Consider the following 24,057-nt stretch of genomic DNA (forward strand, 5'->3'; position numbering starts at 1 on the left):
CTCCAGCCGAGCATCAGGGCAGACCGGGCCAGGCGCAACGCACGCCGCAGAAACGGCATACCCGAATCAAACCACCAGCAGTCGACTAAAGATTATCGGGAATCACCAGTCCCTTACGCCGATAAACCTCGATGTCGATGCCGAATGCCCCACTTGGATACACCTCTTTGACACGGTATGGCCGCCCTCGGGCATCCGTCACCGCCTCTTGCAGGTTAATCACCCGCTCTGCACGCGGCTGCTTGTGCTCGTCCAGCACCAGCAGCAGTTTGGGCTTGAGTTTGCTCAAGGGCGAACAGCCGATGATGATGCCTACCTCGCCGTTGCTCATCTCGACAATCTCTCCCGGCGGATAGATCCCCACACGCCGCACGAACAGCTTGACCATGTCCTCGTCGAAATGCGTCCCCCGCGCTTCGAACAGAATGCGCAGCGCCTCGAGGCTGGACTTGCCCTTGCTGTAGGGGCGGTCACTGTTGATCGCATCGTAGGCATCTACCACCGCCACGATCTTGGCAAAAAAGGGAATACGCGCCGCATCCAGACCGCGCGGATAGCCACGGCCATCCAGGCGCTCGTGGTGGGAAAAAGCCACGTCCACCGCTGCCGGGGTCACCTGCTGATTGCTCATCAGCAACTTGCGCCCCTCGACCGCATGGCTTTGCATGATCAGCAGCTCTTCTTCTGTCAACGCGCCCGGCTTGTTGAGAATGGCGCTGGGGACTTTGATTTTCCCCACATCATGGAGCATGCCGCACATCCCCAGATGCTCCAGCTCGGCTTGCCGCAACCCCAGCTCACGCCCCAGAGCAATGGAGAAAATCGCCACTCGCAGACAATGCTCGGCGGTGTACTCATCGCTGTTCTTGATTCGAGCCAGCCAGAGCATCGCACCGGGGTTGCGCAGCATGCTTTCGACACACTCCTTGACCACGACCTTGACCTGCTTCACGTCAAGCTCATGCCCCAGACGAGCAGCCTCCAGTAGTCGCAGCGAGTGCTCGCGCGCAGCATGGAAAGCCGGTTCAGCCGCCTGTATTTCCTGACCGAAATCGACCTTGGCCACAACCGGCTGAAGATGTTCCGCCGCCACAGACAGCAGGTTTTCACTGACTTGCTGTTGCAGGCCAACAGAGCGTTTGGCATCAACCCAGACGAACTGACAAACCTCACCAAGCAGGACTATCTCCTGCGGATGACGAATACGAAATCCCTGGAACAGAAAAGGAGTTTCCTGCCAGGGCCGGTCGAGTTCGCAGACATACATGCCAAGCGTCAACTGCTCGACGGGAATTCTGATGCGGTCGGCTGTGCCGGAATCCGCCATAAAAATACTCCGCGGAAAATATGGGGCCGCGCCTACATGATGGTAATACGCCACCACCAAATATAACCATGATTGCCTGACACTATAGACACGATGCACAGCAGCGATTTCACGGGAGGTTTCAGGCTGACTAGGCTTGCCAACAAGGAATGATTCTCACCTGAGGCACGCCATCATGCTCAAGACCATCACCTTCACCGTCATGCACTTCTGCATCGCCTTCGGCGTAGCCTATGCCCTGACCGGCAGCGTGACCGTGGGCGGCCTGGTGGCCGCCGTCGAGCCGCTGTGCAACTCGGTCGCGTTCTTCTTCCACGAAAAGATCTGGCAGCGCGTGGAGCGCAAGAAGCAGCAGGCCAGCCAGATTCCGCGCCACGCCTGGCTGCATCATCACGCCTGAGAACCTCTTCAAAGTCTCGCGAGCTAGAGCAAGGCAAGGCGCAACGACCATCGGGTGAGAAAGCGCACGCCTACAGGGATGTAGGCGGTAGAGCGAAGCAGGAAGCCAGAGCCGAGTTTACGGGGTGTAAATGAGCATTCTGAGCCCGACTTCAACGCAGCATGGCCGACGCGCAGCGGACTTTGAAGAGGTTCTGAGCGTCCGACCAGCGGGAAATCCGCTAAGATGCGCGGCTTCGTTGGACTGACGCCTGACCGCCATGACTCAGACTCGCCGTTTCCCCCTGCTTCCCTTCCTGTTCAGCACCTTGCTGGCCCTGTTTGCCCTCGCCGGCCTGTGGCTGTGGATCGGTCAACCGGTCCACCTGGCCGACGCGGCGACACCGACGCACAAGCTGCAATGCGCCTCCTACAGCCCGTTCGACAAGGACCAGTCGCCCTTCGACCAGCCCTTCGTGCTGCGTCCCGAGCGCATGGACGCGGACCTCGCCCTGCTGGCCACCCGTTTCGAGTGCGTGCGCACCTATTCCATGACCGGGTTGGAGGCCATCCCCGAGCTGGCCCGCAAGCACGGCCTGAAGCTGATGCTCGGCGCCTGGGTCAGCAGCAACCCGGTCGACACCCAGCTGGAAATCGATGCCCTGATCAAGGCCGCCAACGCCAACCCCGACGTGGTCACCTCGGTGATCGTCGGCAACGAGGCGCTGCTGCGCAAGGAAGTCACCGGTGCCCAGCTGGTCAGCCTGATCGAACAGGTCAAGGCCGGCGTCGAGCAACCGGTGACCTATGCCGATGTCTGGGAGTTCTGGCTGCAGTACCCGGAAGTCGCCCCGGCCGTGGACTTCCTCACCATCCACCTGCTGCCCTACTGGGAAGATGATCCGCGCGGCATCGATGCCGCCCTTGCCCACGTGGCGCAGATCCGCCAGGTCTTCGGCAGCAAGTTCGCTCCCAAGGACATCTTCATCGGCGAAACCGGCTGGCCCAGCGAAGGCCGCCAGCGCGAAACCGCCCTGCCCAGCCGGGTCAACGAAGCCCGCTTCATCCGCGGTTTCGTGCATATCGCCGAGCAGAATGGCTGGCACTACAACCTGATCGAAGCCTTTGACCAGCCGTGGAAACGCGAAAGCGAAGGCGCCGTCGGTGGCTACTGGGGCCTGTTCGATGCCGATCGCCAGGACAAGGGCGTGCTCGCCGGCCCGGTGTCCAACCTGCCGCACTGGCAGCAATGGCTGGCTCTGTCGCTGGCGCTGTTCGGCGCCAGCCTGCTGCTGGCCGGCAATCCCGGCACCACCCGCAATGCTCTGCTGCTGCCAGTAACGGCCGCCCTGGGCGCCGCCTGCACGGCGCTCTGGCTGGAACTGGCCGGCATCACCAGCCGCTTTGCCGGCGAATGGCTGTGGGCCGCGCTGCTGACAGGACTCAACCTGCTGGTGCTGGCCCATGCGGCGCTGGGCCTTGGCAGTCGTCAGGGCTGGCGCGCCACCGTCCATGCCTGGCTGCAGGCCCGTGGTCACTGGTGGCTGCTGGGCGCCGGTTTTGCCGGTGCCGTACTGATGCTGGGCCTGGTGTTCGATGCCCGCTACCGCAGCTTCCCCAGCGCCGCCCTACTGCTGCCGGCGGTGGTCTACCTGCTGGCTCCGGTGTGCGTACCGCGCCGCGAAGTCACCCTGCTGGCTGCCCTGATCGGCGCGGGTATCGTGCCCCAGCTGTACCAGGAAACCCTGAGCAACTGGCAGGCCATTGGCTGGGCTATCACCAGCACACTGCTCTGTGGCGCACTATGGCGCAGCCTGAGCAGAAGTCGCGTGTAGTTCGCCAGACAAACACCCTCACTCAAGGATGATGCGAATGCGCCACTGGTTCTGGATAGGGTTGCTCGGCAGCGGACTTAACACTGCTACTGCGGCTACTGACGAGCAACTGGCCATGGCGCTGCTGCTGTTTCCGCAGGCCCGTGAGTGGCAGGCTATTTCCAGCCTTCCAGTAGTCGATGACAACTGGCTGGACAACAACGGCTGGCTGCTGCGCAAACATCTGCTCGAGCAAGTGCCGGCCGCGGACAGCCTCGAATCGCCCGATTGCTCCTTTATCAACCGTGCCCTGCTGGAGGAGCATCCTCGGGCAACTATCAGACGCCTTGACTTGGACACCGACGGAACAGCCGACCTGCTCTACAGTGGCTCGGCTTACTGCCGCGAGGGCGAGCTAACCGTGTTCTGGAAGAGCGACCCCCGAGGCTTTCCCAACGGGCTGGTTACCCAACGTGCAGATGAGCTGCTGTTCGCGAAACCTGCAAAAGCCCCGCAGCTGCTCACGTTGCGCAGCGGTTGCTGCGGCGACCCAATGGATCGCTATGAACTGGCCCATGAGCAGGCCTGGGTGCCCAAACACCTGCAGGGTGGCGGTGACCCGTTGCCTGCGCGCCACTCGATAACCGCCCTCGGACATCTGACCCTGAGGCTTGCTCCGCAGCTAGACAACCACTACAACCCCGATCTCAGCCAGTTCTATAACGCGGCCGCATTCGGCAACATCAGCAGACTGTACATGCCCGGAGCACAAGTATTCCCGCTAAAAAGCCTGCGAGATGCTCAGGGCCAAGAGTGGAAACTGATCCGGGTCGAGGAAGGCAGTGCGCCCCTGAGCGTCCATGCTCCCCTGCCAGCCAACGTCGGCTGGGTTGAGGCCCGTTGCCTGACCGAGCAGTGCCCCCCACCAGCGCTGACGCCCTGATAAACTGCCGGCTTTACGAATGAACACTGCGAGCCGCCCATGCCGATCCGCCACTGCATCGTCCACCTGATCGACAAGAAGCCCGACGGCAGCCCTGCCGTGCTGCATGCACGCGACTCCGAACTGGCCAGCAGCCAGGCCATGGAAAACCTTCTGGCCGACCTCAACGAGAGCTACAACGCCAAGCAGGGCAAGGCCTGGGGCCTGTTCCACGAGGAATCCGGCGCCTACCCGTTCAGCGGCTGGCTGAAGAGTTATCTGGCAGCCGAGCAGGACTTCACCGCTTTCAGCCAGCAGGCCGTGGCCCAGCTGCAGAAGCTGATGGAGGAATCCAACCTGTCCACCGGCGGCCATGTGCTGTTTGCCCATTACCAGCAGGGCATGACGGACTACCTGGCCATCGCCCTGCTCCACCACAGTGAAGGGGTGACGGTCACCGAGGCGCTGGACGTGGCGCCGGCCAAGCATCTGGACCTGTCGCAGCTGCACCTGGCCGCGCGCATCAACCTGTCGGAGTGGCAGAACAACCCCAACTCCAAGCAGTACATCTCCTTCATCCGGGGCAAAAACGGCAAGAAGGTCTCGGATTACTTCCGCGACTTCATCGGCTGCCAGGAAGGCGTGGATGCGCCGAGCGAGACCCGCACCCTGCTCAAGGCCTTCAGCGACTTCGTCGAGAGCGAGGACCTGGCCGAAGAACAGGCCCGCGCCAAGACCGAAGCCCTGGTCGACTACGCCACCAGCCAGGCCAAGCTGGGCGAGCCGATCACCCTCGACGAGCTGTCCGGACTGATCGACGAAGACCGTCCGCGCGCCTTCTATGAGCACATCCGCAACAAGGATTACGGCATGGCCCCGGAGTTTCCGGCGGACAAGCGCACCCTCAACCAGTTCCGCCGCTTTACCGGGCGCGCCGAAGGTCTGTCGATCAGTTTCGAGGCGCACCTGCTAGGCTCGAAGATAGAGTACGACGAAGCGCGCGACATGCTGATCATTCGCCAAGTACCGACACAGTTGAAGGATCAGCTCAAGCGCCGCAAGGACTGAGCGCCTGTCAACCGAGGGGAGAACGCCGATGCTGCGCCTGGCCGATGACCTGCTCGACGACTGCCTGTGCCAGCCGCAGGCCCCCTTCGGCAAGAGCCCCTCGCGCTACCTGATCGACGACAAGCATGCCGCCAAGGCCCAGCTGGCCGCGCTCAAGCCCTGGCTGGCCGAGCAGCAGACCATGCTCTGGGCCAACCGCCACGATGCCGTGCTCCTGCTGCTGCAGGGGCCGGACTGCTCCGGCAAGGACGGCGTGATCCACCGGGTGCTCAGCGCCTGCAACCCGCAGGCCCTGCAGATCAGCAGCTTTCAGGAGCCCGATGCGGCGGAGAACCAGCGCGACTTTCTCGCCCGCTACCAGGCGCGCCTGCCCGCACCGGGTCTGCTTGGCGTGTTCAACCGCAGCTATTACGAGGGCCTGACCAGCGACCGGCGTGACGGTCTGTGCAGCCTTGCGGATCTGCCCGTGCGCGAGCAGCGCATTGCCCAACTGGAACAGCAGCTGGCCGGGCAGCGCATCCACCTGCTCAAGTGCTACCTGCACATTTCCCACGAAGAGCAGACCCTGCGCCTGCGCCGGCGCCTGGAGTTGCCCAGCAAGCGCTGGAAGCTCAAGGCCAGCGACCTCACCGCCTGGCAGCAATTCCAGGTGCGCCAGCAGGAATGGGCCGAAGTGCTGCAGCACAGCCACAGCGCCGCGGCGCCTTGGTACGTGATTCCCGCCGAACACCGCTGGCAGCGCGACCTGCTGTTGGCGAGCCTGCTGGCCCGCGAGTTCGAACGCCTGCAACTGACCTGGCCGGAGCGTCCGGCGCCCTTCACTGCTCAGGATCTGGAGCTGGGCGCATGAAACGGATCTGGCTGTTGGCACTGCTGCTTGCCTGCGGCTCGAGCACGGCCAGCCACCCCGATCTGAATGACGAGGAACTGCGCTTCATCAGCGCCAACGCCGAGTTCACCCTGCTCCATGAAATGGGCCACCTGCTGATCAGCGAACTCAAGCTGCCCGTACTCGGCCGCGAGGAAGACGCGGCCGATCAGCTCGGTTTCATGGGCCTGTTTCTGCTCTATGAGCGCCAGCGCGATGCCGACTTCTACGCCAAGCTGGTGGACGTCGCCGACTACTGGCGCCTGGAATGGCAGCGCCCCAAACAGCCAGGCGAAGAGGTGCCGGCCTGGGATAGTCACGGTCTGGATGAGCAGCGCTTCTACAATATTGCCTGCATGGCCTATGGCAGTGATCCCAAACAGCTGGAGTGGATCATCGAGGCCACCGGCCTGCCCGAAGAGCGGGCCTTCTACTGCCCCGAGGAATACCAGCAGGCCCACCATGCCGTGACCTGGCTGATCCGGCACTTTCGCAAGCCGCACGGGCAACCGGTGCGCCACCGTATTCAGGTGGTCTATGAAGCCCCCTCTGACAGCGTCGAGAACGGTACGCAGATGCTCGCTACCATCAAGGCTTCGGGAGAGCTGGAAGCGGTGGCGGCCAAGGCCAGTCACGACTTCGACCTGCCCCGCGACCTGACGCTGCGCATGACCAGCTGCGGCTCGCCCGATGCCTGGTACAACGCCATCAGCGGCGAGCTGACGCTGTGCTACGAACGCCTCAGCTATTTCCGTGAGCTGGCCCGGCAACTGCCGGCCTTGCGCCGGCAGCAACCCGCCCGCCCCTGATCAGCGCGCTTCGATCTTGAAGCCCAGGCGCGGGAAGTGCACATGCACACGCCCGGCGCGCTCGTCATCACGTGCCACGATCAGTTCCTCGCGACCGGCGAAGAGCAACTCGCCCTCCACCGGATCAACACCGTAGTCCGTGGCAGACACCGCCACCTGCTGGCCAGGCTGCAGGCCATTGGCATCGCCGAAGGCTTCTTCCGGCAGCGCTGCCGGCGTGGCCACACGGGCAATCTCGATGGCCTCGGCCGCACTCATGACACTGCTCGAACCGTGCCCGAAGGCCAACACGCGGGCCAGCCAGGCCGCCACCGCCGGGTAGTTATCCACCAGCGGCGCGGTCACCGGCGTACCCTTGAGGAACCACAGCGGATGCGCCAGGGCAAAATCGGCGATGGACGCATTGCCGAACAGGAACTCGCCGTCCTCGCGCTGCAGTTGCAGCTCCAGCCGCTGCATCAGCCCCGGCCAGTTATGCTGCGCCTGCTCGGCCGGCAAACGGCTGGCAGAACCGCCGGAAAACAATCCGGCACGATCGGCCATGAACGCCTTGACCACCTCGGCGGGCAGCTTGCCCAGGCGCACGGCCATGGACTCGGGCTGGAACACCAGACTCACGGCATGCTGGAACACGACCGAGTCCGCCCACTGGGCAAAACTGGCCACCACAAACTCCTGCCCCTCGGGAAACAGGCTGGGCGTGGCCTTTTCGGCCTCCAGGCGGCGGGCAATCAGCGCGGTGTCGCAATAGATATCGGCACCGACCTGCAGCACCGGGGTCTTGCGGTAGCCACCGGTCAACGCCATCAGATCCGGCTTGGGCATGATCCGCGGGATATCCACCGAACGCCACGACAACTGCTTGAAACCGAGCATCAGGCGAGCCTTCTCGGCAAAGGGCGAGGCGTCGTAGTGGTGCAGTATCAGTTCGTGCATGACAGGCTCCGTGTCGGCCAGGGAAAAGCGCAGCTTACCGCCAGTCCTGGCAATGGCCTACCGCCACGGCGTCAGCTTGATAGCGTGTCATCAGCCGGCTGCATGCAGCCCTGCACCAGCAACTCCTTGGCCGGTTTGGCCAGGCGCTTGATCGCCCGCTCGCGACGCAGCGCCGCGCCCTTGCCGGCACAGGACTCGACATACACCAGCGCCTGCGCCGGGCTGGAGTGAAAGAAACGGGCACCCTTGCCGCTCTGGTGCTGCCGGAAGCGCCGCTGCGGATCATCACTGATACCGCAGTACAACGCGCCATTGGCGGCACGCACCAGATAGACGTACCAGGGTTTGGCCTCTGGCGACTCGGCGACTGGACAATCGGCAACGGACACGGGGACTCACCTGCAGGAAGAGGTGGCCACGGTAGACGATCCGCGCCCCTTGCTCCAGCCCTACCCCTGCTGCGCGCGCTGCCAGGCAGCCAGCCCCTGACGTGCCTGCCGGTGCACCGCACCCTGCACGGCCGGTAGCCAGCCCAGCAACAGGCCCTTGAAGCCAAGCGCCTGACGGGTCCAGCGCCACAAGTCGAAGTGGTCATAGTGCCTGGCAATCCGCCCGTCGCGGAAAACGAACTCGGCATGGATATCGTTGACCACCGTGCGCCCCGTCTGGGTAAAGGTGTAGGTCGCCACCCAGTGCGCCGTACCGCGCTGGTCATCAGCCGTGATGCCATCGAAGGTCAGCGAGAAATCCTTGGCCCGCTGGCACAGCATGCGCCACATGTCAGCGGCCTCGCGCCCGTGCAGCTCACCGAAAGCCGGGTCACGGAAGTGCACATCCCCGGTGTAGCAGGCCGCCATGGATTCGGCATCCAGCTGTTGGAAGGCCGTGTAGAAACGGCGAATCAGTTCGGCATTGGCGTGGTTCATGGCAGGCTCCTGTGTGGGGTGAGCAGGAGTATGGTCGATGCCGCCCGGCACCTCGATTGGCGTTAAAGACAACTTTGTGTTGATATTCGCCAAATCATAGCTTCTGGGATACGCCGTGCTGCATATCAGCCTGTATGTCTGCCCGCAGACCGTGGTGTCCAGCCTCAGCCAGGCCCATGACTGTTTCGGCCTGGCCAACCATCTGGCCGGCGAACCTCTTTTTCGCCTCAGCCGCTGCAGCCGCGATGGCCAGGCGGTTCAGCTGCCCTACGCACGCATCGACGTGGACGGTGATCTGACACTGGCCGAGAGCGCCGACCTGCTGCTGTTACCGGCCACCGGCAGCGATATCGCCCGCACGCTAACCGATAACCAGACGCTGCTCGACTGGCTGGCCCGGCGTCCAGCCAGCCAGAGCCTGGCCAGCCTGTGCAGCAGCGCCTTCCTCCTGGCCGAAGCCGGGCAGCTCGACGACGGCACGGCCACCACGCACTGGGCCCTGGCCAGTCAGTTTCGGCAGCGTTATCCCAGAGTGCGCCTGCAGGTGCAGCACCTGCATTGCCAGCACCAGCAACGCTTCACCTCTGGTGGCGCGCAGGCCGGACTCGATCTGTGCCTGCACCTGATCAGCCAGCATGCCGGCCCCTGGCTGGCCGAGCAGGCCGCAGCGGCGCTGGTGGTGGACCGGCAGCGTGGCGAGCAGACGCGCTTTCAGCCCCTGCTGCCCACCCCGCGCCAGGATGATCCCGCGCTGCTCGACCTGCTGCGCTGGCTGCAACGCCGACATGCCGAGAGCATCGACCTGGAAACGCTGGCCGCCCGCCTGCACTGCTCGACCCGCACCCTGCTGCGGCGCTTCAAGGCAGCCACCGGTCTGACGCCCAACGACTACCTGCAACGCCTGCGCATCGTCGCGGCGCAGAGCGCTCTTCGCCAGCCGCAGCAATCACTGGAGCAGATCGCGCTGAGCGTGGGCTATCAGGACCGCGCCACCTTCGCCCGCCTGTTCAAACAGCTGTGCGGGGAAACGCCCGGCGCCTACCGTCGCCGCGTACTGGCGCCCTGATCCGTCCAAAAACAAAAAGGCCAGTCACCTGACGGGGACTGGCCTTTTTGGCATTACCTCAAGACTTACAGCGGCTTGCCACGGTTGCCATGGGCGGCGACGAACTGCTGCACGGTCTTCAGGTCGTTGGCCAGCACAGTGCAGCGCTCCTCGCGCTGGAACAGGTCGGCAAGGTGCGGCGGCAGCGCCGGAACCGCGTCGATGCCGGCCTTCTCCACCGCTTCCGGGAACTTGACCGGATGCGCGGTGCCGAGGGTCACCATCGGGATGCTCAGGCTGCGGCGGCACTCACGGGCGGCGCGCACGCCGATGGCAGTGTGCGGGTCGAGCAGCTCGCCACACTCCTGGTATACCTGAGCGATGGTCTCGCAGGTCTGTTCATCGCTGACGGCCAGCGAATCGAACAGCTTGCGTGCTTCGGTCCAGCGATCCTGTTCGACGCTGAAACCACCGCCCTGCTTGAAGGTCTCCATCAAGCTGGCGATGGCGGCACCGTTGCGGCCGTGCAGGTCGAACAGCAGGCGCTCGAAGTTCGAGGACACCATGATGTCCATGGACGGCGACAGGGTCGGATGCAGGGTTTCCTTGACGTACTGATTGCCGCTCATGAAACGGTGCAGGATGTCGTTGCGGTTGGTCGCCACGATCAGCTGACTGATCGGCAGGCCCATGTTGCGCGCCAGGTAACCGGCGAAGATGTCGCCAAAGTTGCCGGTCGGTACCGAGAACGCCACGGAACGCGCCGGGCCGCCCAGCTGCAGGGCCGCATGGAAGTAGTAAACGATCTGGGCCATGATCCGCGCCCAGTTGATCGAGTTGACCGCCACCAGACGGGTGCCCTTGAGGAAACCCTGATCGGCGAAGCTGGCCTTGACCATCTCCTGGCAGTCATCGAAGTTGCCTTCGATGGCGATGTTGTGGATGTTGTCGCCGAGGATGGTGGTCATCTGCCGGCGCTGCACCTCGGACACACGGTTGTGCGGGTGCATGATGAAGATATCGACGTTGTCGCAGGCCTTGCAGCCTTCGATGGCCGCCGAGCCGGTGTCACCGGAGGTGGCGCCCATGATCACCACACGCTCGTTGCGCTTGGCCAGCACGTGGTCGAGCAGGCGACCCAGCAGTTGCAGGGCGAAATCCTTGAACGCCAGGGTCGGGCCGTGGAACAGCTCGAGCACCCACTCATTGGTGTCCAGCTGACGCAGCGGCGCTACGGCCTTGTGCGCGAACACGCCGTAGGTCTCTTCGAGAATCTTCTTGAAATCGGCATCGGCGATGGAACCGGCCACGAACGGGCGCATCACCCGGAAAGCCAGCTCGTGGTACGGCAGATCGGCCCAGGAGGCGATCTCTTCCACCGTGAAGCGCGGCAGGTTTTCCGGCACGTAGAGGCCGCCGTCGCTGGCGAGGCCAGCCAGCAGCACGTCTTCAAAGTTCAGGGCCGGCGCCTGACCGCGGGTACTGATATAACGCATGGTGCTCGCCCTTCTTAATTCAGGTGCTCGACGCGGATACGCATGACCGGGCCGGACACGTCGGTCAGGGCTTCCAGCGCGTTGATCGCGTCGTTCATGGATTGTTCGGTCACACGGTGGGTGAGGAGAATCAGCGGCACCAGACCGTCCTGCTCCTCGGCTTCCTTCTGCATGATCGACTCGATGTTGATGCCACGCTCGGAGAGGATGGTCGCCACCTTGGCCAGCACGCCCGGACGGTCCTGTACCTGGATGCGCAGGTAGTAGGCGCTCTGGCACTCGGCGATCGGCAGGATCGGATGATCGGACAGCAGATCGGCCTGGAAGGCCAGGTGCGGCACGCGGTTCTGCGGATCGGTGGTCAGCGCACGAACCACATCGATCACATCGGCCACCACGGCAGAAGCGGTCGGCTCCATGCCGGCACCGGCGCCGTAGTACAGGGTGCTGCCGACGGCGTCGCCATTGACCATCACCGCGTTCATCACGCCGTTGACGTTGGCGATCAGGCGGTCGGCCGGGATCAGGGTCGGGTGCACGCGCAGCTCAATGCCGGCCTCGGTGCGACGGGCCACACCCAGGTGCTTGATGCGGTAGCCCAGCGCTTCGGCGTAGTTGACGTCGGCACTGGTGAGCTTGGTGATGCCCTCGGTGTAGGCCTTGTCGAACTGCAGCGGAATACCGAAAGCGATGGAGGCCAGGATGGTCAGCTTGTGGGCAGCATCGATACCTTCTACGTCAAAGGTCGGATCGGCTTCGGCATAGCCCAGCGCCTGCGCTTCTTTCAGCACGTCGGCGAAGGCACGGCCCTTCTCACGCATCTCGGTGAGGATGAAGTTACCGGTGCCGTTGATGATGCCGGCCAGCCAGTTGATGCGGTTGGCCGCCAGGCCCTCGCGGATAGCCTTGATCACCGGGATGCCACCGGCTACGGCCGCCTCGAAGGCCACGATGACGCCTTTCTCACGGGCCTTGGCGAAAATCTCGTTGCCGTGTACTGCAATCAGCGCCTTGTTGGCGGTGACCACATGCTTGCCGTTCTCGATGGCCTTCATCACCAGATCACGGGCGATGGTGTAACCACCGATCAGTTCGATGATGATGTCGATTTCCGGGTTGTTCACCAGATCGAAGACGTCGGCGGTAATGGGGGTACCGCTGGTATCGCACTTCGGGTTGGTGTCACGCGCGGCAATCTGGGCGACTTCAATGCCACGCCCGGCACGGCGGGCAATCTCCTCGGCATTGCGTTTGAGTACATTGAAGGTACCGCCACCGACGGTACCAAGCCCACAGATGCCTACTTTGACCGGTTTCACGCTGAAACTCCCCATCATCTCTGCACGAAGCGGCCGGGCAATGCCCGGCCGATTAAAAGGACTGCACATTACGAAGCCGGCCATTTTACTGTCAAATGGCCGCTTCGGCGCGGCTTATTTAGCGCTGGCTTCGATCGCCAGTTTGGCCAGCTGCGGGGCAGGCTGATAACCCGGAATCAGTTGCCCGTTGGCCAGCACGATGGCCGGAGTGCCGGTAACCCCGATTTCCTGACCCAGCGCATATTGCTTCATCACCGGGTTATCACAGGTGGCTGCCGGTACCTCCTTGCGCGCCTTGGCCAGATCCATCGCCGCCTGACGATCCTTGGCACACCAGACACTGACCAGCGTCTGATGACCATGACTGCCCTCACCCTGACGCGGGAACGCCAGATAGCGCACTTCGACACCACGACGATTCAGCTCCGGGACTTCCGAGTGCAGTTTCTGGCAGTAACCGCAGTCGGTATCGGTAAACACCGTGATATGCGTCTTGGTCTCACCCTTGGCCGGGAACACCACCATTTCGCTGGCGGGCACCTTGGCCAGCATGGCCCCAATTTCCTTGCTGGCATGCTGCTCGGTCAGATTCTGCGCTTTGCCATCCCGTACACGGTACAAGTCGCCCTGCAGGATGTACTGCCCGTCCGGGCTGGCGTAGAGCAGGCGCCCACCCTTGAGCTGAACCTGGTACAGCCCCGGCATGGCACTCTCGGCAATCGCCTCGATCGGCAGATCAGGCTGAATGGACGTGAGGGTCTTGCGAATGGCCTGATCCGGATCGGCGGCCTTGGCAACGGCAGCGGCCAGAGCAAGGGTCAGGCCGGCAAAAAGACGAGATACACGCATGAAACACTCCTTGAATGGACGTCGCAGCCTACCACAGAAGCCCGCGCCGTCAGGCGAAGCGGGCCGAACGGATGTTTGCAGCTGATGACAGACTCAACCGCGGGGGTGATGCTGCGCATGCAGTGCCTGCAGACGCGCCTTGGCCACATGGGTATAGATTTGCGTGGTCGACAGATCACTGTGCCCCAGCAGCATCTGCACCACGCGAAGATCGGCGCCATGGTTGAGCAGATGAGTGGCAAAGGCATGGCGCAAGGTATGCGGTGACAGCGGCGCCTGGATCAGCGCCGTGCGTGCGTGCAGCTTGATGCGGTGCCAGAAGGTTTGCCGCGTCATCTGCTCGCCCCGCAAACTGGGAAACAGCACGTCACTCGGTGCCCCTTTGAGCAACAGCGGCCTGCCCTCCTGCAGATAGCGCTCCAGCCAGAGCAGCGCCTCCTCGCCCAGTGGCACCAGACGCTCCTTGCTGCCCTTACCGAAGACTCTCAGGACACCCTGACGTGGATTGAGCTGTTCCAAGGTCAGCGACACCAGCTCTGTCACACGTAAACCACAGGCATACAGCACCTCAAGCATGCAGCGATCACGCAAGCCCAGCGGTTCGGCAATATCAGGCGCGGCCAGTAATGCCTCGACATCCGCTTCGGACAGCGACTTGGGCAGCGGCCGTCCGATCTTTGGCATCGCCACCTGCAGAGTCGGGTCTTCGGTAATCTGCCCCTGTCGCAACAGATAGCGATAGAAGCCACGCAGGGCCGAGAGAAAGCGGGCCGTGGAACGCGCCTGGTAACCCGCCTGCAGCCGCCAGGACAGGTGATCAAGCAATACCTCCCGGCCAGCGTGTTCGAGTGACACACCCGAATCCTGCAGCCAGTGGTGCAGCTGTTCCAGGTCACTGCGGTATGCAACCCGGCTGTGTTGCGAGAGCCCCTTCTCCAGCCAGAGACTGTCGAGGTACTCATCGATAAGGGGGTGTTCGCAGGCGCTCATTGCCGCTCGTCAAGAATCAGAAGCGCGCAGTCTTTCACAGCCCACCCTCACCAGCAATTGCGCAGCCGCCGCGACACCTATCGCCACACCTGAAGAAAACACGTTACCGCCCGACGCACTCACTGGTCTAAATGTGACAAGAGCCGTTGCCCACCTATCCTAGGATGGGTGACGACCATTGCTGTGCAGGCGATGATTCCATCCTGCCATTACAATCTGCGGCCCATTGATCATGTCCAATCAACAGCACTCGCGCCTCGGTCAGATTCTGATCAACAAGAATCTGATCACTTCCAAACAGCTGGATGCCGCCATCCAGCTGCAGCTGACCAGCAAAAAGCGCCTTGGCGAGATCCTGATTGAGCAAGGCCTGGTCACCGAGAAACAACTGCAGAAAGCACTGCGCAAACAGACGAATCTGCGTCTGACCGCCACACTGGTCGCCGCCCTGCTCAGCCCGTTCCAGATGGCCAGCGCGGACATAGGCCGCCTGCAACCGCCTACCGCCATCACCGCCAATCTGGAGCACAAGGGCATGCAGCCGCTCAGCGATGACGAGCTCAGCGGTGTCAGCGCTCAAGGCCTTGACGAGACGCTGCAGCAACTGTTCCTCACCGCCAAAGACGGCGACGGCCTCGGAACCCTGCAAGGCCTGGCAAAACTGGTGATGCCGGTACTGGATAACCTGCAAGCGGAAACCAGCGTGAGCAACGTGGTCTACGACACCAGCAAAATGACCTCAACCATCAACCCGGATGGCTCGATCAACGTACGCCTGCCCAGCTCCGTCGGCGAAATGCGCTTCGACAACATCCGTGTCGCCGGAGCCCCCAGCAACCAGAGCTTCGGCAGCCTGAGCATTCAGGACATCGACCTGTCACAGGCCTCGCTGACCATCAAGATACGCCCGTAAAGCATGCCCCATGAAAAAGGCGCCTTCAGGCGCCTTTTTTGTTTCATCCGACCTCAAGCACCCGCATCATTCGGCGGGTAGTCCGGCAGAACGGGAATCGGCTTGTTGTCATCGCCAATGGCCACAAAACTGAACACACCGCTGATTGCCTTCTCCCGGCCATCCTGCGACATGCTTTCGACAAACACCTCAACCTCGACCTTGAGGCTGGTTCGGCCAACAGCGATTACTCGCCCCACCAGTTCCACAATGGAGCCGGCAGCAATGGCATGCTTGAAGTCGATGCGATCGCTGGAAACTGTCACCAGCGGCAAACGGCAGAAGCGAGTCGCCGCAATGAACGACACCTCATCCATCCAGGCCAGCGCGGTACCGCCGAACAGGGTGTTGTGATGGTTGGTGGTAAACGGAAACACCGTCTTGGTCACGCGACTTTCCGACAGCGCCGTGCGCCGCTGGATTTCCAGCTCTCTTGGGGTCATGCCATTACTACCTGAAATGACTACAGCCGCCACGGGCGCGCCGCCATGCTTGCTGCGGCTCGCCAATAGCGAATCGGTTCAAATGCGGAATTGATACAGACATAAAAAAAGCAGCCCGCAGGCTGCTTTTTTCGAAAGGGAAGCGGATTAAACCAGCTTCTCCTTGATGCGTGCGGCCTTGCCGGACAGCTCGCGGAGGTAGTACAGCTTGGCCTTGCGCACGTCACCGCGACGCTTGACGCTCAGGCTGTCAACCAGCGGCGAGTAGGTCTGGAAGGTACGCTCAACGCCAACACCGTTGGAGATCTTGCGCACAGTGAAAGCACTGTTCAGACCACGGTTGCGCTTGGCGATTACCACGCCTTCGAAGGCCTGCAGACGCGAACGGTCGCCTTCCTTCACTTTAACCTGCACGATTACGGTGTCGCCCGGGGCGAAAGCCGGAATCTCTTTGTTCATCTGTTCAGCTTCGAGCTGCTGAATGATCTTGTTGGTCATGCTGTGCTCCTAAGACAAACCAGCGGTTTGCCATCGATACGTTAACTATCGTCCCGCTGACGGAAATACTCCGCCAGCAGCTTTGTCTCTTCTCCAGAAAGCGAGCGGCAATCCAGAAGATCAGCACGGCGTTCCTGAGTCCGACCAAGGGACTGCATCAGGCGCCAGCGCCGGATGTGTTCGTGATTGCCGCTCAGCAGCACATCAGGAACACGCTTGCCTTCATACACCTCGGGTCGGGTGTAGTGCGGGCAATCGAGCAGGCCATCGGTAAACGAGTCCTCCTCGGCGGAGTCCGCGTGGCCCAATGCACCGGGCAGCAAACGCGTTACCGCATCGATCAGCACCATGGCCGGCAGCTCACCGCCGGACAGGACGTAATCGCCAATCGACCATTCCTCATCAACATGCGTTTCAATGAAACGCTCATCAATGCCTTCGTAGCGTCCGGCAATCAGGATCAGTGACTGTTCCCTTACCAGCTCCCGCACGGACGCCTGCTTCAGCGTTTGCCCTTGCGGCGACAGGTAGATCACCTTGGCGCCCTCACCGGCAACCTGCCTGGCCGCAGCCAGTGCACGTTCCAGCGGTTGAATCTTCATCACCATGCCGGGGCCGCCACCGAAGGGGCGATCATCCACCGTCTGATGACGGTCATCGGTGAAATCCCGCGGATTCCAGCAGCGCAGCTCAAGGAGCCCCTGCTTCACCGCGCGGCTGGTTATTCCGTACTCGCTGATGGCAGCGAACATTTCCGGAAAAATGCTGATGACTGAAACATGCATATGCTTCAGAAGTCCGCATCCCAATCGACCCGCATCTCGCCAGCGGCCAGATCAATCGACAACACGCATTGCTCGATATAGGGCAACAGGCGTTCACGATCATCCAGACTGCCGACACACGGCTTGACCACCATGACATCGTTGGCACCGGTTTCCAGCAGATGGTCGATCTTGCCGAGCAATTGCCCCTGCTGATCAATGACCATCAAACCTTCCAGCTGATACCAGTAGTACTCGCCCTGATCCAGTTCCGGCAGCAAGCTGCGCGGCACACAGATCTCATAACCGGCGTAGGTACGGGCCACTTCGCGATCGTCGAGACCCTTGAGCTTGGCGGTGAGCACTTTGCCATGCAAACGCCCACTGACAACCTCGACCTGCTTGCTTTCGCCGTCACGCCGTAGCGTCCAGCGGCGGTAGTCCAGCAGGTTATCAAGCGGTTCCGTGAAGGAATAAACCTTCACCTCGCCCCTGATGCCGAACACCGAAACGATCTTGCCAAGAACAACGAGGTCCTCGGCGGGTGTCGGCGACTGCTGCATGGATTAGGCCTTGGCCGCTTCCTTGAGCAGTTGGGCAACGCGCTCGGACGGCTGGGCGCCCTGGCTCAGCCAGTAGTTGACGCGCTCCTGATTGACGGAAAGCTTGACTTCAGCACCCGAAGCAACCGGGTTGAAGAAACCCACGCGCTCATTGAAGCGACCATCGCGCGCATTGCGGCTGTTGGTCACGGTCAGGTGGTAGAAGGGGCGCTTTTTGGAGCCGCCACGAGCAAGACGGATGGTTACCATTGAACTTCGTTCCTGTAGTCGGTGCTTGCAAAATGAATATGCACGCTGGGCACATGGCCCGAAAGGCCGCATATTCTAAGGATTATCCGGGCAATTGCAAATCTCTTTTTCCCACCGCTTATCGGCACCACCCCGGATATGCGCGGTGCCGGCGCTGGCAATCAGAGTTTGGGCATCCCCCCGCCCGGCAGCATGCCGCCCATGCCCCGCATTAGCTTGGCCATACCGCCTTTGGAGGTGAACTTCTTCATCATCTTCTGCATCTGCTTGTGCTGTTTGATCAGCCGGCCGATGTCCTGCACCTGGGTACCTGAGCCCATGGCGATGCGGCGCTTGCGCGAACCACTGATGATATCGGGATCACGCCGCTCGGCCGGCGTCATCGAATTGATGATGGCTTCCATCTGCTTGAACTGCTTCTCGGCGGCACTCTGCGCACCACCCATCTGCGCCAGGTTGACCCCGCCGATCGATGGCAACTTGTCCATCAGACCACCGAGACCACCCATGTTTTTCATCTGCTGCAGCTGATCGCGGAAGTCTTCCAGATCGAAGCCTTTACCCTTCTTGATCTTCTTGGCCAGCTTTTCAGCCTTTTCACGATCCAGGGTCTGCTCGGCCTGCTCGATCAGACTGAGCACATCGCCCATGCCGAGGATGCGCGAAGCCACGCGATCCGGATGGAACGGATCCAGCGCTTCGGTCTTCTCGCCCATGCCGAGGAACTTGATCGGCTTGCCGGTGATGGCGCGCACGGACAGTGCCGCACCGCCACGGGCATCACCATCGACCTTGGTCAGCACCACACCGGTCAGCGGCAGCGCATCATTGAAGGCCTTGGCCGTATTGGCGGCATCCTGACCGGTCATGGCATCGACCACGAACAAGGTTTCCACCGGTTTGACGGCCGCATGGACCAGCTTGATCTCGTCCATCATCTCGGCATCGACATGCAGTCGGCCGGCGGTGTCGACAATCACCACATCGATGAACTTGAGCTTGGCCTCACGGATCGCCGCCTCGGCAATCGCCACCGGTTTCTGCGTGACATCGGAAGGGAAGAAGGTCACGCCAATGTCATTGGCCAGGGTTTCCAGTTGCTTGATGGCCGCCGGGCGGTACACGTCAGCCGAAACCACCATCACGGTCTTTTTCTTGCGCTCCTTCAGGAAGCGCGCCAGCTTGCCCGCCGTGGTGGTCTTACCCGCCCCCTGCAGACCAGCCATTAGGATCACCGCCGGCGGCGCAGCATTCAGCGCAAGGTCTTCGTTGGCCGAGCCCATCATGGCTTCCAGCTCGGCCTGGACAATCTTCACGAAAGCCTGCCCCGGCGTCAGGCTCTTCGAGACCTCGGTGCCGACCGCACGCTCCTTGACCTTGTTGACGAAGTCCTTGACCACCGGCAGGGCAACGTCTGCCTCCAGCAAGGCCATGCGCACTTCGCGCAGGGTGTCCTTGATGTTGTCTTCGCTCAGCTTGGCCTTGCCGGTGACATGGCGCAGCGTCTGGGACAGGCGATCGGTTAGATTCTCGAACATGACGATCCTTCAGGGGATGGCTTGCGGCAGACCGCGGAGTATACCCAAGAGGCGCGCCGGCCAACACCGCCCTTGGTCTTTCGTGGGCCACCCTTGTGTGCCAAACTCAGCGCCTTCAAGCGCACGCACGCCCAAGGATTTATGACTGCATTGCTGCCCAGCCTGCTCGCCGCCCTCCTCTATCTGGCCGCCAGCACTCACCAGGGAATTGCCTTCAAGCGCCGCCAGACTCCCAATCAGCGCCTGCTAGGTGGTCTTGGCCTGCTGGCACTGCTGGCCCAGAGCACCGCTCTGCAACAGCAGCTGCTTGGCGGCAACGGCCTGACCCTCGACTTTTTCAATGCCGCCAGCCTGATTGCAGCGAGCGTTATCGGCATCACCCTGCTGGCCAACCTGCGCATGCCGGTGAGCAACCTGTTCCTTCTGCTGTTTCCGCTGGGCGCCCTGACCACGCTGCTGGCCCAGTGGGCGCCCACCGGCACAAGCCAGCCGATCAACGAGCAAGGCGGCATCCTCGCGCACATTCTGCTGTCGATCACGGCCTATGGCCTGCTGACCCTGGCCGTCTTCCAGTCACTGCTGCTGCTGATTCAGGATCATCAACTCAAGCACAAGCACCCTTCCGGCCTGATCCGCAACTTCCCGCCGCTACAGACCATGGAAAGCCTGCTGTTCAGCTTTCTGCTGGCCGGCTGGCTGTTGTTGTCGCTGTCGCTGCTTTCCGGCTGGATCTACGTAGACAACCTGTTTGGCCAGCATCTGGCGCACAAGACCATCCTCTCCTGCTTTGCCTGGGTGGTATTTGCCGTACTGCTCTGGGGCCGCCATCAGCTCGGCTGGCGCGGCCATACCGCAATCCGCTGGACCCTGGCCGGCTTCCTGCTGTTGATGCTGGCTTACTTCGGCAGCAAGCTGGTCCGCGAATTTATCCTGCACATTTGAGCTGAGCCCGCCTTAACGACGGGCTATGACACCCGCCCGCTCGAGGCGCTCGGCCAGTGCCTGACCCCATACGGCATAGCCACGGGCAGACGGATGGTAGCCATCCGCAGCCAGGTACTCGTCGGCAAACTGCAGATCCAGCGCGCAATAAGCATGCTCACGCGCCTGCGCCAACTGGCGAAGATCGCCATCGAGCAGGCGCGCCCGCGCACCCAGCACCCGCCGCAACAGGGGTGGCAATGCGGTGAAATGCTGGATAGGCGGCACGGCGGTAAAAGCCACCTGCGCCCCCTGCCGGACAAAATGCTCGGCCAGCTCACTCAACGCCCGCTGCCAGGCGCGACGCGCACTGAAATGGGTGGTGTCGTTGACGCCGAATACCAGCAACGCCAGATCAACCGCCTCATCAGCCTGTGGCAGCAACTGCTCACAGGCCTCGATAGCGGTAATGCCATTGACGCCCAGCGCCCGCCACTGCACCGGCCGCTGCAGCTGCTGCGCCAGCGACTCGGCCAACTGACCACTGAGCGCCACCTGCTGCACCTCGACACCAACCCCCGCCACGGTCGACTCACCGAGCAGCAACAAACGCAGCGGAGTCCCACCCCACCCGGCACCCGCCAGCCCCTGCTGCGGGCCTGCCGCAGGCGGCAGACGCAGGGCATGCCGGCGCGTGCGCAGCGCCTGCGGCAGTAACACCGGCAGCAGAGCGATGAACTGCAGCCACCAGCCCAGACTGGCGCGCCGACTCACAACTCGATCTCAACCTCGGCGGCCGCGCGAGTCGCCTTGGCACGCGCCGCCGCGACATCTTCCGCCCGCGCCAGCGCCACCCCCATGCGCCGCTGCCCGCTGACTTCCGGCTTGCCGAAAAGGCGCAGCGCGGTATCCGGCTCGGCCAGCGCCGCCCCGAGATTGCCGAAGCTGACCTGATCGGAACTGCCCTCCACCAGAATCACTGCAGACGCCGACGGCCCCTGCTGGCGGATCTGCGGAATCGGCAGACCGAGAATGGCCCGCGCATGCAGGGCAAACTCGGACAGATCCTGGGAGATCAGGGTCACCAGCCCCGTATCGTGCGGACGCGGCGAGACTTCGCTGAACCACACCTGATCGCCCTTGACGAACAATTCGACGCCAAACAGCCCGCGGCCGCCCAGCGCCTCGGTCACGGCCAGCGCAATGCGCTCGGATTCGGCCTGCGCTCTGGCGCTCATGGCCTGCGGCTGCCATGACTCGTGGTAATCGCCCTTGACCTGGCGATGGCCGACCGGCGCGCAGAAACTGGTGCCGCCGATATGACGCACGGTAAGCAGGGTGATCTCGTAATCGAAATCGATGAAGCCCTCGACAATGACCCGCCCCTTGCCGGCACGACCGCCTTCCTGGGCATAGTCCCAGGCGGCCTCCAGCTCGGACTCGCCACGCAACAGGCTCTGCCCCTTGCCGGATGAACTCATGATCGGTTTGACCACGCAGGGATAACCCACGGCCTTCACCGCCTCGACGTAATCGCCAAAGGTGTCGGCAAAGCGATAGGGCGACGTCGGCAAACCCAGCTCCTCGGCGGCCAGGCGACGGATACCCTCACGATTCATAGTCAGCTGGGCAGCGCGGGCCGTCGGTATCACCGTAAAGCCTTCGGCCTCCAGCTCAACCAGAGTATCGGTGGCAATTGCCTCGATCTCCGGCACGATGAAGTGCGGCTGCTCCTTGAGGATTACCGCACGCAGAGCATCGCCATCGAGCATGTTGAGCACATGACTGCGGTGTGCCACCTGCATGGCCGGGGCATCGGCATAGCGATCCACGGCAATCACCTCACAGCCCAGTCGCTGCAACTCGATGACCACTTCCTTGCCCAGCTCCCCGGCCCCGCAGAACAACACGCGGGTTGCCGTGGCGGACAACGGCGTTCCAATGCGACTCATGGCATTTCCTCAATCAGATAGGCAACAGATTCAACCGGCGGGATGCAGCAAACCCTGCTGGCGGGCACGCTCATGACAACGCGCGAGTACTTCGCGGCGCTCGTTATTGTCCATGCGGCCCCAGCGGGTGATCTCAGCCGCCGTGCGCTGGCAGCCGAGGCAAATATCCTGCTCGTCCAGCGCGCAGACATGCACGCAGGGCGAGGGGACGGGCGTTTCTTTATTCATTCGTCCAGCGCCAGGTCGCGCGCATAGCGCTGGGCGTTATGCACATAGTGGGCGGCGCTGCCCTCCAGCATCTTCTTCTGCGCCTCGGACAATTCCCGCACCACCTTGCCCGGCGAGCCCATCACCAGGCTGCCATCGGGAATTTCCTTGCCCTCGGCAATCAGTGCATTGGCGCCGATGATGCAGTTCTTGCCGATCTTGGCGCCATTAAGAATCACCGCGTTGATGCCGACCAGGCTGTAGTCGCCGACCGTGCAGCCATGCAGCATCGCGTTGTGGCCGATGGTCACGCCCTTGCCAAGGGTCAGCGGAAAGCCCATGTCGGTGTGCATCACCGTGCCATCCTGCACGTTGCTGTGCTCGCCGATATGGATCAGCTCGTTGTCACCGCGCAGTACCGCGCCAAACCAGACACTGGCGCCGGCCTCCAGACGAACCTTGCCCACCAGAGTGGCATTCGGCGCGATCCAGCTTTCGGGATGGGCCTCGACACGCGACTGCCCCAGACGGTATTTCATCCTTTGTTCTCCACAACCCAGCTCAACTGAGCCTGATAAAGTGTTCCGGTGGCTCGTTGAGCGCAATGCCCGCATCGAACAGCAGGTTGACCAGCTCAACCACCATGATCGCCGTCAGCCCCCAGATCTTGAAGTCGCCATAGCGGTAACTGGGCACGTACCAGCTGCGCCCGAGGTAGTCGATGCGATGGGTCATCTCACGCGGGTCTTCGCGGAAAAAGGCCAGCGGCACGCTGAACACCTGGGCGATCTCGCCATCATTGGGCCGGTACTCGACGTAGTCCGGCACCAGCCCGACGATCGGCGTGACCTTGATGCCATGCCGCGATACCAGACTGCTGAGCGGGCCGAGCACTTCCACCAGACCGGGCGCCAGACCAATCTCCTCTTCAGCTTCACGCAGGGCCGTCATCACCAGATCGACATCGGTGTCGTCGCGACGGCCGCCGGGAAACGCCACTTCTCCGCTGTGGGTGGAAAGGCCATGGGCGCGCAGCGTCAGCACCAGTTCAGGTTCATCGCTACGCGTGATCGGCACCAGCACCGCAGCCTCGGGGAAATTGCTGGCCAGGGTCAGCTGTTGCGGTTGATAGCCCTGCACACGGCGGAGCAGTTCATCCAGCATGATGGTTCTCGGACAGACAGTCATGGGTAAATGATTGCACGATCACCCGCATCGCCCAA

Annotated in this window: 28 protein-coding genes; 9 read left to right on the plus strand and 19 right to left on the minus strand. The window is 62.5% G+C overall.

Going from position 1 to position 24,057, the window contains the following annotated elements; translation table 11 throughout:
* Positions 1-85 precede the first annotated feature (85 nt).
* Positions 86-1,327 carry an HD-GYP domain-containing protein gene (locus tag CK486_RS06250; RefSeq protein WP_095939420.1) on the minus strand — a complete coding sequence of 414 codons (1,242 nt, stop codon included), beginning with the start codon at positions 1,325-1,327 and terminating at the stop codon, positions 86-88.
* Positions 1,328-1,502: 175 nt separating this feature from the next.
* Here CK486_RS06250 and CK486_RS06255 point away from each other — a divergent pair, with 175 nt between their 5' ends.
* From CK486_RS06255 to CK486_RS06280, 6 genes are all read left to right on the plus strand, one after another.
* Positions 1,503-1,727, plus strand: a complete 225-nt coding sequence (locus tag CK486_RS06255; RefSeq protein ID WP_095939421.1) for a DUF2061 domain-containing protein — start codon at positions 1,503-1,505, stop codon at positions 1,725-1,727.
* Positions 1,728-1,986: 259 nt separating this feature from the next.
* Positions 1,987-3,540 (plus strand): glycosyl hydrolase family 17 protein, encoded by a 1,554-nt coding sequence (locus CK486_RS06260; protein ID WP_095939422.1) that lies wholly within the window; start codon positions 1,987-1,989, stop codon positions 3,538-3,540.
* A 37-nt stretch (positions 3,541-3,577) separates the two neighbouring features.
* Positions 3,578-4,462, plus strand: a complete 885-nt coding sequence (locus CK486_RS06265) for a hypothetical protein (protein ID WP_141248889.1) — start codon at positions 3,578-3,580, stop codon at positions 4,460-4,462.
* A gap of 39 nt (positions 4,463-4,501) precedes the next feature.
* The gene (gene yejK / locus CK486_RS06270; protein ID WP_095939424.1) at positions 4,502-5,509 is read left to right on the plus strand and encodes a nucleoid-associated protein YejK; all 1,008 of its coding nucleotides are present in this window, start codon (positions 4,502-4,504) and stop codon (positions 5,507-5,509) included.
* A gap of 31 nt (positions 5,510-5,540) precedes the next feature.
* Complete coding sequence (locus CK486_RS06275; RefSeq protein ID WP_176481664.1) at positions 5,541-6,359, plus strand: hypothetical protein; 819 nt, start codon at positions 5,541-5,543, stop codon at positions 6,357-6,359.
* Positions 6,356-7,186 carry a DUF4344 domain-containing metallopeptidase gene (locus CK486_RS06280; RefSeq protein WP_095939426.1) on the plus strand — a complete coding sequence of 277 codons (831 nt, stop codon included), beginning with the start codon at positions 6,356-6,358 and terminating at the stop codon, positions 7,184-7,186. The genes CK486_RS06275 and CK486_RS06280 overlap by 4 nt, the downstream gene beginning before the upstream one ends.
* On the opposite strand, the gene CK486_RS06285 is transcribed toward CK486_RS06280, so the two are convergent.
* The 3 genes from CK486_RS06285 to CK486_RS06295 form a co-directional block, all read right to left on the minus strand.
* Positions 7,187-8,122 (minus strand): glutathione S-transferase family protein, encoded by a 936-nt coding sequence (locus tag CK486_RS06285; protein ID WP_095939427.1) that lies wholly within the window; start codon positions 8,120-8,122, stop codon positions 7,187-7,189.
* Between the two features lie 71 nt (positions 8,123-8,193).
* Positions 8,194-8,511, minus strand: a complete 318-nt coding sequence (locus tag CK486_RS06290; RefSeq protein ID WP_095939428.1) for a GIY-YIG nuclease family protein — start codon at positions 8,509-8,511, stop codon at positions 8,194-8,196.
* 60 nt (positions 8,512-8,571) lie between these two features.
* Complete coding sequence (locus CK486_RS06295; protein WP_095939429.1) at positions 8,572-9,048, minus strand: nuclear transport factor 2 family protein; 477 nt, start codon at positions 9,046-9,048, stop codon at positions 8,572-8,574.
* A gap of 115 nt (positions 9,049-9,163) precedes the next feature.
* On the opposite strand from CK486_RS06295, the gene CK486_RS06300 reads away from it, so the two are divergent.
* A complete protein-coding gene (locus tag CK486_RS06300; RefSeq protein ID WP_095939430.1) occupies positions 9,164-10,114 on the plus strand; it encodes a GlxA family transcriptional regulator in 951 nt (316 codons plus the stop codon).
* 65 nt (positions 10,115-10,179) lie between these two features.
* Here the strand turns inward: CK486_RS06300 and thrC are convergent, their stop codons facing one another.
* The 4 genes from thrC to xerD form a co-directional block, all read right to left on the minus strand.
* Positions 10,180-11,589: a threonine synthase gene (gene thrC / locus CK486_RS06305; protein WP_095939431.1), complete on the minus strand. Its 1,410-nt coding sequence runs from the start codon at positions 11,587-11,589 to the stop codon at positions 10,180-10,182.
* 14 nt (positions 11,590-11,603) lie between these two features.
* On the minus strand, positions 11,604-12,908 hold the full coding sequence (locus tag CK486_RS06310; protein ID WP_095939619.1) for a homoserine dehydrogenase: 1,305 nt from the start codon (positions 12,906-12,908) through the stop codon (positions 11,604-11,606).
* 114 nt (positions 12,909-13,022) lie between these two features.
* Positions 13,023-13,757: a DsbC family protein gene (locus CK486_RS06315; protein WP_095939432.1), complete on the minus strand. Its 735-nt coding sequence runs from the start codon at positions 13,755-13,757 to the stop codon at positions 13,023-13,025.
* 93 nt (positions 13,758-13,850) lie between these two features.
* On the minus strand, positions 13,851-14,747 hold the full coding sequence (gene xerD, locus CK486_RS06320) for a site-specific tyrosine recombinase XerD (RefSeq protein WP_095939433.1): 897 nt from the start codon (positions 14,745-14,747) through the stop codon (positions 13,851-13,853).
* Between the two features lie 232 nt (positions 14,748-14,979).
* Here xerD and CK486_RS06325 point away from each other — a divergent pair, with 232 nt between their 5' ends.
* Positions 14,980-15,660, plus strand: a complete 681-nt coding sequence (locus CK486_RS06325) for a hypothetical protein (protein WP_095939434.1) — start codon at positions 14,980-14,982, stop codon at positions 15,658-15,660.
* Positions 15,661-15,713: 53 nt separating this feature from the next.
* On the opposite strand, the gene CK486_RS06330 is transcribed toward CK486_RS06325, so the two are convergent.
* The 6 genes from CK486_RS06330 to ffh all read right to left on the minus strand — a co-directional run bounded on the left by CK486_RS06330 (position 15,714) and on the right by ffh (position 19,754).
* A complete protein-coding gene (locus tag CK486_RS06330) occupies positions 15,714-16,142 on the minus strand; it encodes an acyl-CoA thioesterase (protein WP_095939435.1) in 429 nt (142 codons plus the stop codon).
* A 147-nt stretch (positions 16,143-16,289) separates the two neighbouring features.
* On the minus strand, positions 16,290-16,640 hold the full coding sequence (rplS, locus tag CK486_RS06335; protein WP_095939436.1) for a 50S ribosomal protein L19: 351 nt from the start codon (positions 16,638-16,640) through the stop codon (positions 16,290-16,292).
* Positions 16,641-16,681: 41 nt separating this feature from the next.
* Positions 16,682-17,425: a tRNA (guanosine(37)-N1)-methyltransferase TrmD gene (gene trmD / locus CK486_RS06340; protein WP_095939437.1), complete on the minus strand. Its 744-nt coding sequence runs from the start codon at positions 17,423-17,425 to the stop codon at positions 16,682-16,684.
* Positions 17,426-17,430: 5 nt separating this feature from the next.
* Positions 17,431-17,967 carry a ribosome maturation factor RimM gene (gene rimM, locus CK486_RS06345; RefSeq protein WP_095939438.1) on the minus strand — a complete coding sequence of 179 codons (537 nt, stop codon included), beginning with the start codon at positions 17,965-17,967 and terminating at the stop codon, positions 17,431-17,433.
* A gap of 3 nt (positions 17,968-17,970) precedes the next feature.
* Positions 17,971-18,216 carry a 30S ribosomal protein S16 gene (rpsP, locus tag CK486_RS06350; protein WP_095939439.1) on the minus strand — a complete coding sequence of 82 codons (246 nt, stop codon included), beginning with the start codon at positions 18,214-18,216 and terminating at the stop codon, positions 17,971-17,973.
* A gap of 161 nt (positions 18,217-18,377) precedes the next feature.
* The gene (gene ffh / locus CK486_RS06355; protein ID WP_095939440.1) at positions 18,378-19,754 is read right to left on the minus strand and encodes a signal recognition particle protein; all 1,377 of its coding nucleotides are present in this window, start codon (positions 19,752-19,754) and stop codon (positions 18,378-18,380) included.
* A 141-nt stretch (positions 19,755-19,895) separates the two neighbouring features.
* Here ffh and CK486_RS06360 point away from each other — a divergent pair, with 141 nt between their 5' ends.
* Positions 19,896-20,696 carry an inner membrane protein YpjD gene (locus CK486_RS06360; RefSeq protein WP_095939441.1) on the plus strand — a complete coding sequence of 267 codons (801 nt, stop codon included), beginning with the start codon at positions 19,896-19,898 and terminating at the stop codon, positions 20,694-20,696.
* 12 nt (positions 20,697-20,708) lie between these two features.
* On the opposite strand, the gene CK486_RS06365 is transcribed toward CK486_RS06360, so the two are convergent.
* From CK486_RS06365 to CK486_RS06385, 5 genes are read right to left on the minus strand one after another with little or no spacing between them, the layout of a single operon-like run.
* On the minus strand, positions 20,709-21,449 hold the full coding sequence (locus tag CK486_RS06365) for an SGNH/GDSL hydrolase family protein (RefSeq protein WP_095939442.1): 741 nt from the start codon (positions 21,447-21,449) through the stop codon (positions 20,709-20,711).
* Positions 21,446-22,627: a formate-dependent phosphoribosylglycinamide formyltransferase gene (gene purT, locus CK486_RS06370; protein ID WP_095939443.1), complete on the minus strand. Its 1,182-nt coding sequence runs from the start codon at positions 22,625-22,627 to the stop codon at positions 21,446-21,448. Before purT ends, CK486_RS06365 begins: the two co-directional genes overlap by 4 nt.
* Before the next feature lie 30 nt (positions 22,628-22,657).
* Positions 22,658-22,855: a DUF1289 domain-containing protein gene (locus CK486_RS06375; RefSeq protein ID WP_095939444.1), complete on the minus strand. Its 198-nt coding sequence runs from the start codon at positions 22,853-22,855 to the stop codon at positions 22,658-22,660.
* Positions 22,852-23,373, minus strand: a complete 522-nt coding sequence (locus tag CK486_RS06380; RefSeq protein ID WP_095939445.1) for a gamma carbonic anhydrase family protein — start codon at positions 23,371-23,373, stop codon at positions 22,852-22,854. The genes CK486_RS06375 and CK486_RS06380 overlap by 4 nt, the downstream gene beginning before the upstream one ends.
* Positions 23,374-23,395: 22 nt before the next feature.
* Positions 23,396-23,998: a CoA pyrophosphatase gene (locus CK486_RS06385; RefSeq protein ID WP_095939446.1), complete on the minus strand. Its 603-nt coding sequence runs from the start codon at positions 23,996-23,998 to the stop codon at positions 23,396-23,398.
* Between the last annotated feature and the right edge of the window lie 59 nt (positions 23,999-24,057).

Origin of the sequence: Pseudomonas sp. HAR-UPW-AIA-41, assembly GCF_002304225.1 — a bacterium.
Taxonomy (GTDB): domain Bacteria; phylum Pseudomonadota; class Gammaproteobacteria; order Pseudomonadales; family Pseudomonadaceae; genus Aquipseudomonas.

Excerpts from the sequence above, each read along its gene's own strand:
- xerD (WP_095939433.1), bottom strand. The coding sequence starts at position 14,747 with ATGAGCGCCTGCGAACACCCCCTTATCGATGAGTACCTCGACAGTCTC.
- CK486_RS06385 (WP_095939446.1), bottom strand. The coding sequence starts at position 23,998 with ATGCTGGATGAACTGCTCCGCCGTGTGCAGGGCTATCAACCGCAACAG.
- CK486_RS06295 (WP_095939429.1), bottom strand. The coding sequence starts at position 9,048 with ATGAACCACGCCAATGCCGAACTGATTCGCCGTTTCTACACGGCCTTC.
- yejK (WP_095939424.1), top strand. The coding sequence starts at position 4,502 with ATGCCGATCCGCCACTGCATCGTCCACCTGATCGACAAGAAGCCCGAC.
- CK486_RS06260 (WP_095939422.1), top strand. The coding sequence starts at position 1,987 with ATGACTCAGACTCGCCGTTTCCCCCTGCTTCCCTTCCTGTTCAGCACC.
- rplS (WP_095939436.1), bottom strand. The coding sequence starts at position 16,640 with ATGACCAACAAGATCATTCAGCAGCTCGAAGCTGAACAGATGAACAAA.
- CK486_RS06280 (WP_095939426.1), top strand. The coding sequence starts at position 6,356 with ATGAAACGGATCTGGCTGTTGGCACTGCTGCTTGCCTGCGGCTCGAGC.
- CK486_RS06285 (WP_095939427.1), bottom strand. The coding sequence starts at position 8,122 with ATGCACGAACTGATACTGCACCACTACGACGCCTCGCCCTTTGCCGAG.
- CK486_RS06330 (WP_095939435.1), bottom strand. The coding sequence starts at position 16,142 with ATGACCCCAAGAGAGCTGGAAATCCAGCGGCGCACGGCGCTGTCGGAA.
- CK486_RS06360 (WP_095939441.1), top strand. The coding sequence starts at position 19,896 with ATGACTGCATTGCTGCCCAGCCTGCTCGCCGCCCTCCTCTATCTGGCC.
- CK486_RS06315 (WP_095939432.1), bottom strand. The coding sequence starts at position 13,757 with ATGCGTGTATCTCGTCTTTTTGCCGGCCTGACCCTTGCTCTGGCCGCT.
- trmD (WP_095939437.1), bottom strand. The coding sequence starts at position 17,425 with ATGCATGTTTCAGTCATCAGCATTTTTCCGGAAATGTTCGCTGCCATC.
- CK486_RS06250 (WP_095939420.1), bottom strand. The coding sequence starts at position 1,327 with ATGGCGGATTCCGGCACAGCCGACCGCATCAGAATTCCCGTCGAGCAG.
- rpsP (WP_095939439.1), bottom strand. The coding sequence starts at position 18,216 with ATGGTAACCATCCGTCTTGCTCGTGGCGGCTCCAAAAAGCGCCCCTTC.
- CK486_RS06380 (WP_095939445.1), bottom strand. The coding sequence starts at position 23,373 with ATGAAATACCGTCTGGGGCAGTCGCGTGTCGAGGCCCATCCCGAAAGC.
- CK486_RS06265 (WP_141248889.1), top strand. The coding sequence starts at position 3,578 with ATGCGCCACTGGTTCTGGATAGGGTTGCTCGGCAGCGGACTTAACACT.
- purT (WP_095939443.1), bottom strand. The coding sequence starts at position 22,627 with ATGAGTCGCATTGGAACGCCGTTGTCCGCCACGGCAACCCGCGTGTTG.
- ffh (WP_095939440.1), bottom strand. The coding sequence starts at position 19,754 with ATGTTCGAGAATCTAACCGATCGCCTGTCCCAGACGCTGCGCCATGTC.
- CK486_RS06375 (WP_095939444.1), bottom strand. The coding sequence starts at position 22,855 with ATGAATAAAGAAACGCCCGTCCCCTCGCCCTGCGTGCATGTCTGCGCG.
- rimM (WP_095939438.1), bottom strand. The coding sequence starts at position 17,967 with ATGCAGCAGTCGCCGACACCCGCCGAGGACCTCGTTGTTCTTGGCAAG.
- CK486_RS06255 (WP_095939421.1), top strand. The coding sequence starts at position 1,503 with ATGCTCAAGACCATCACCTTCACCGTCATGCACTTCTGCATCGCCTTC.
- thrC (WP_095939431.1), bottom strand. The coding sequence starts at position 11,589 with ATGCGTTATATCAGTACCCGCGGTCAGGCGCCGGCCCTGAACTTTGAA.
- CK486_RS06325 (WP_095939434.1), top strand. The coding sequence starts at position 14,980 with ATGTCCAATCAACAGCACTCGCGCCTCGGTCAGATTCTGATCAACAAG.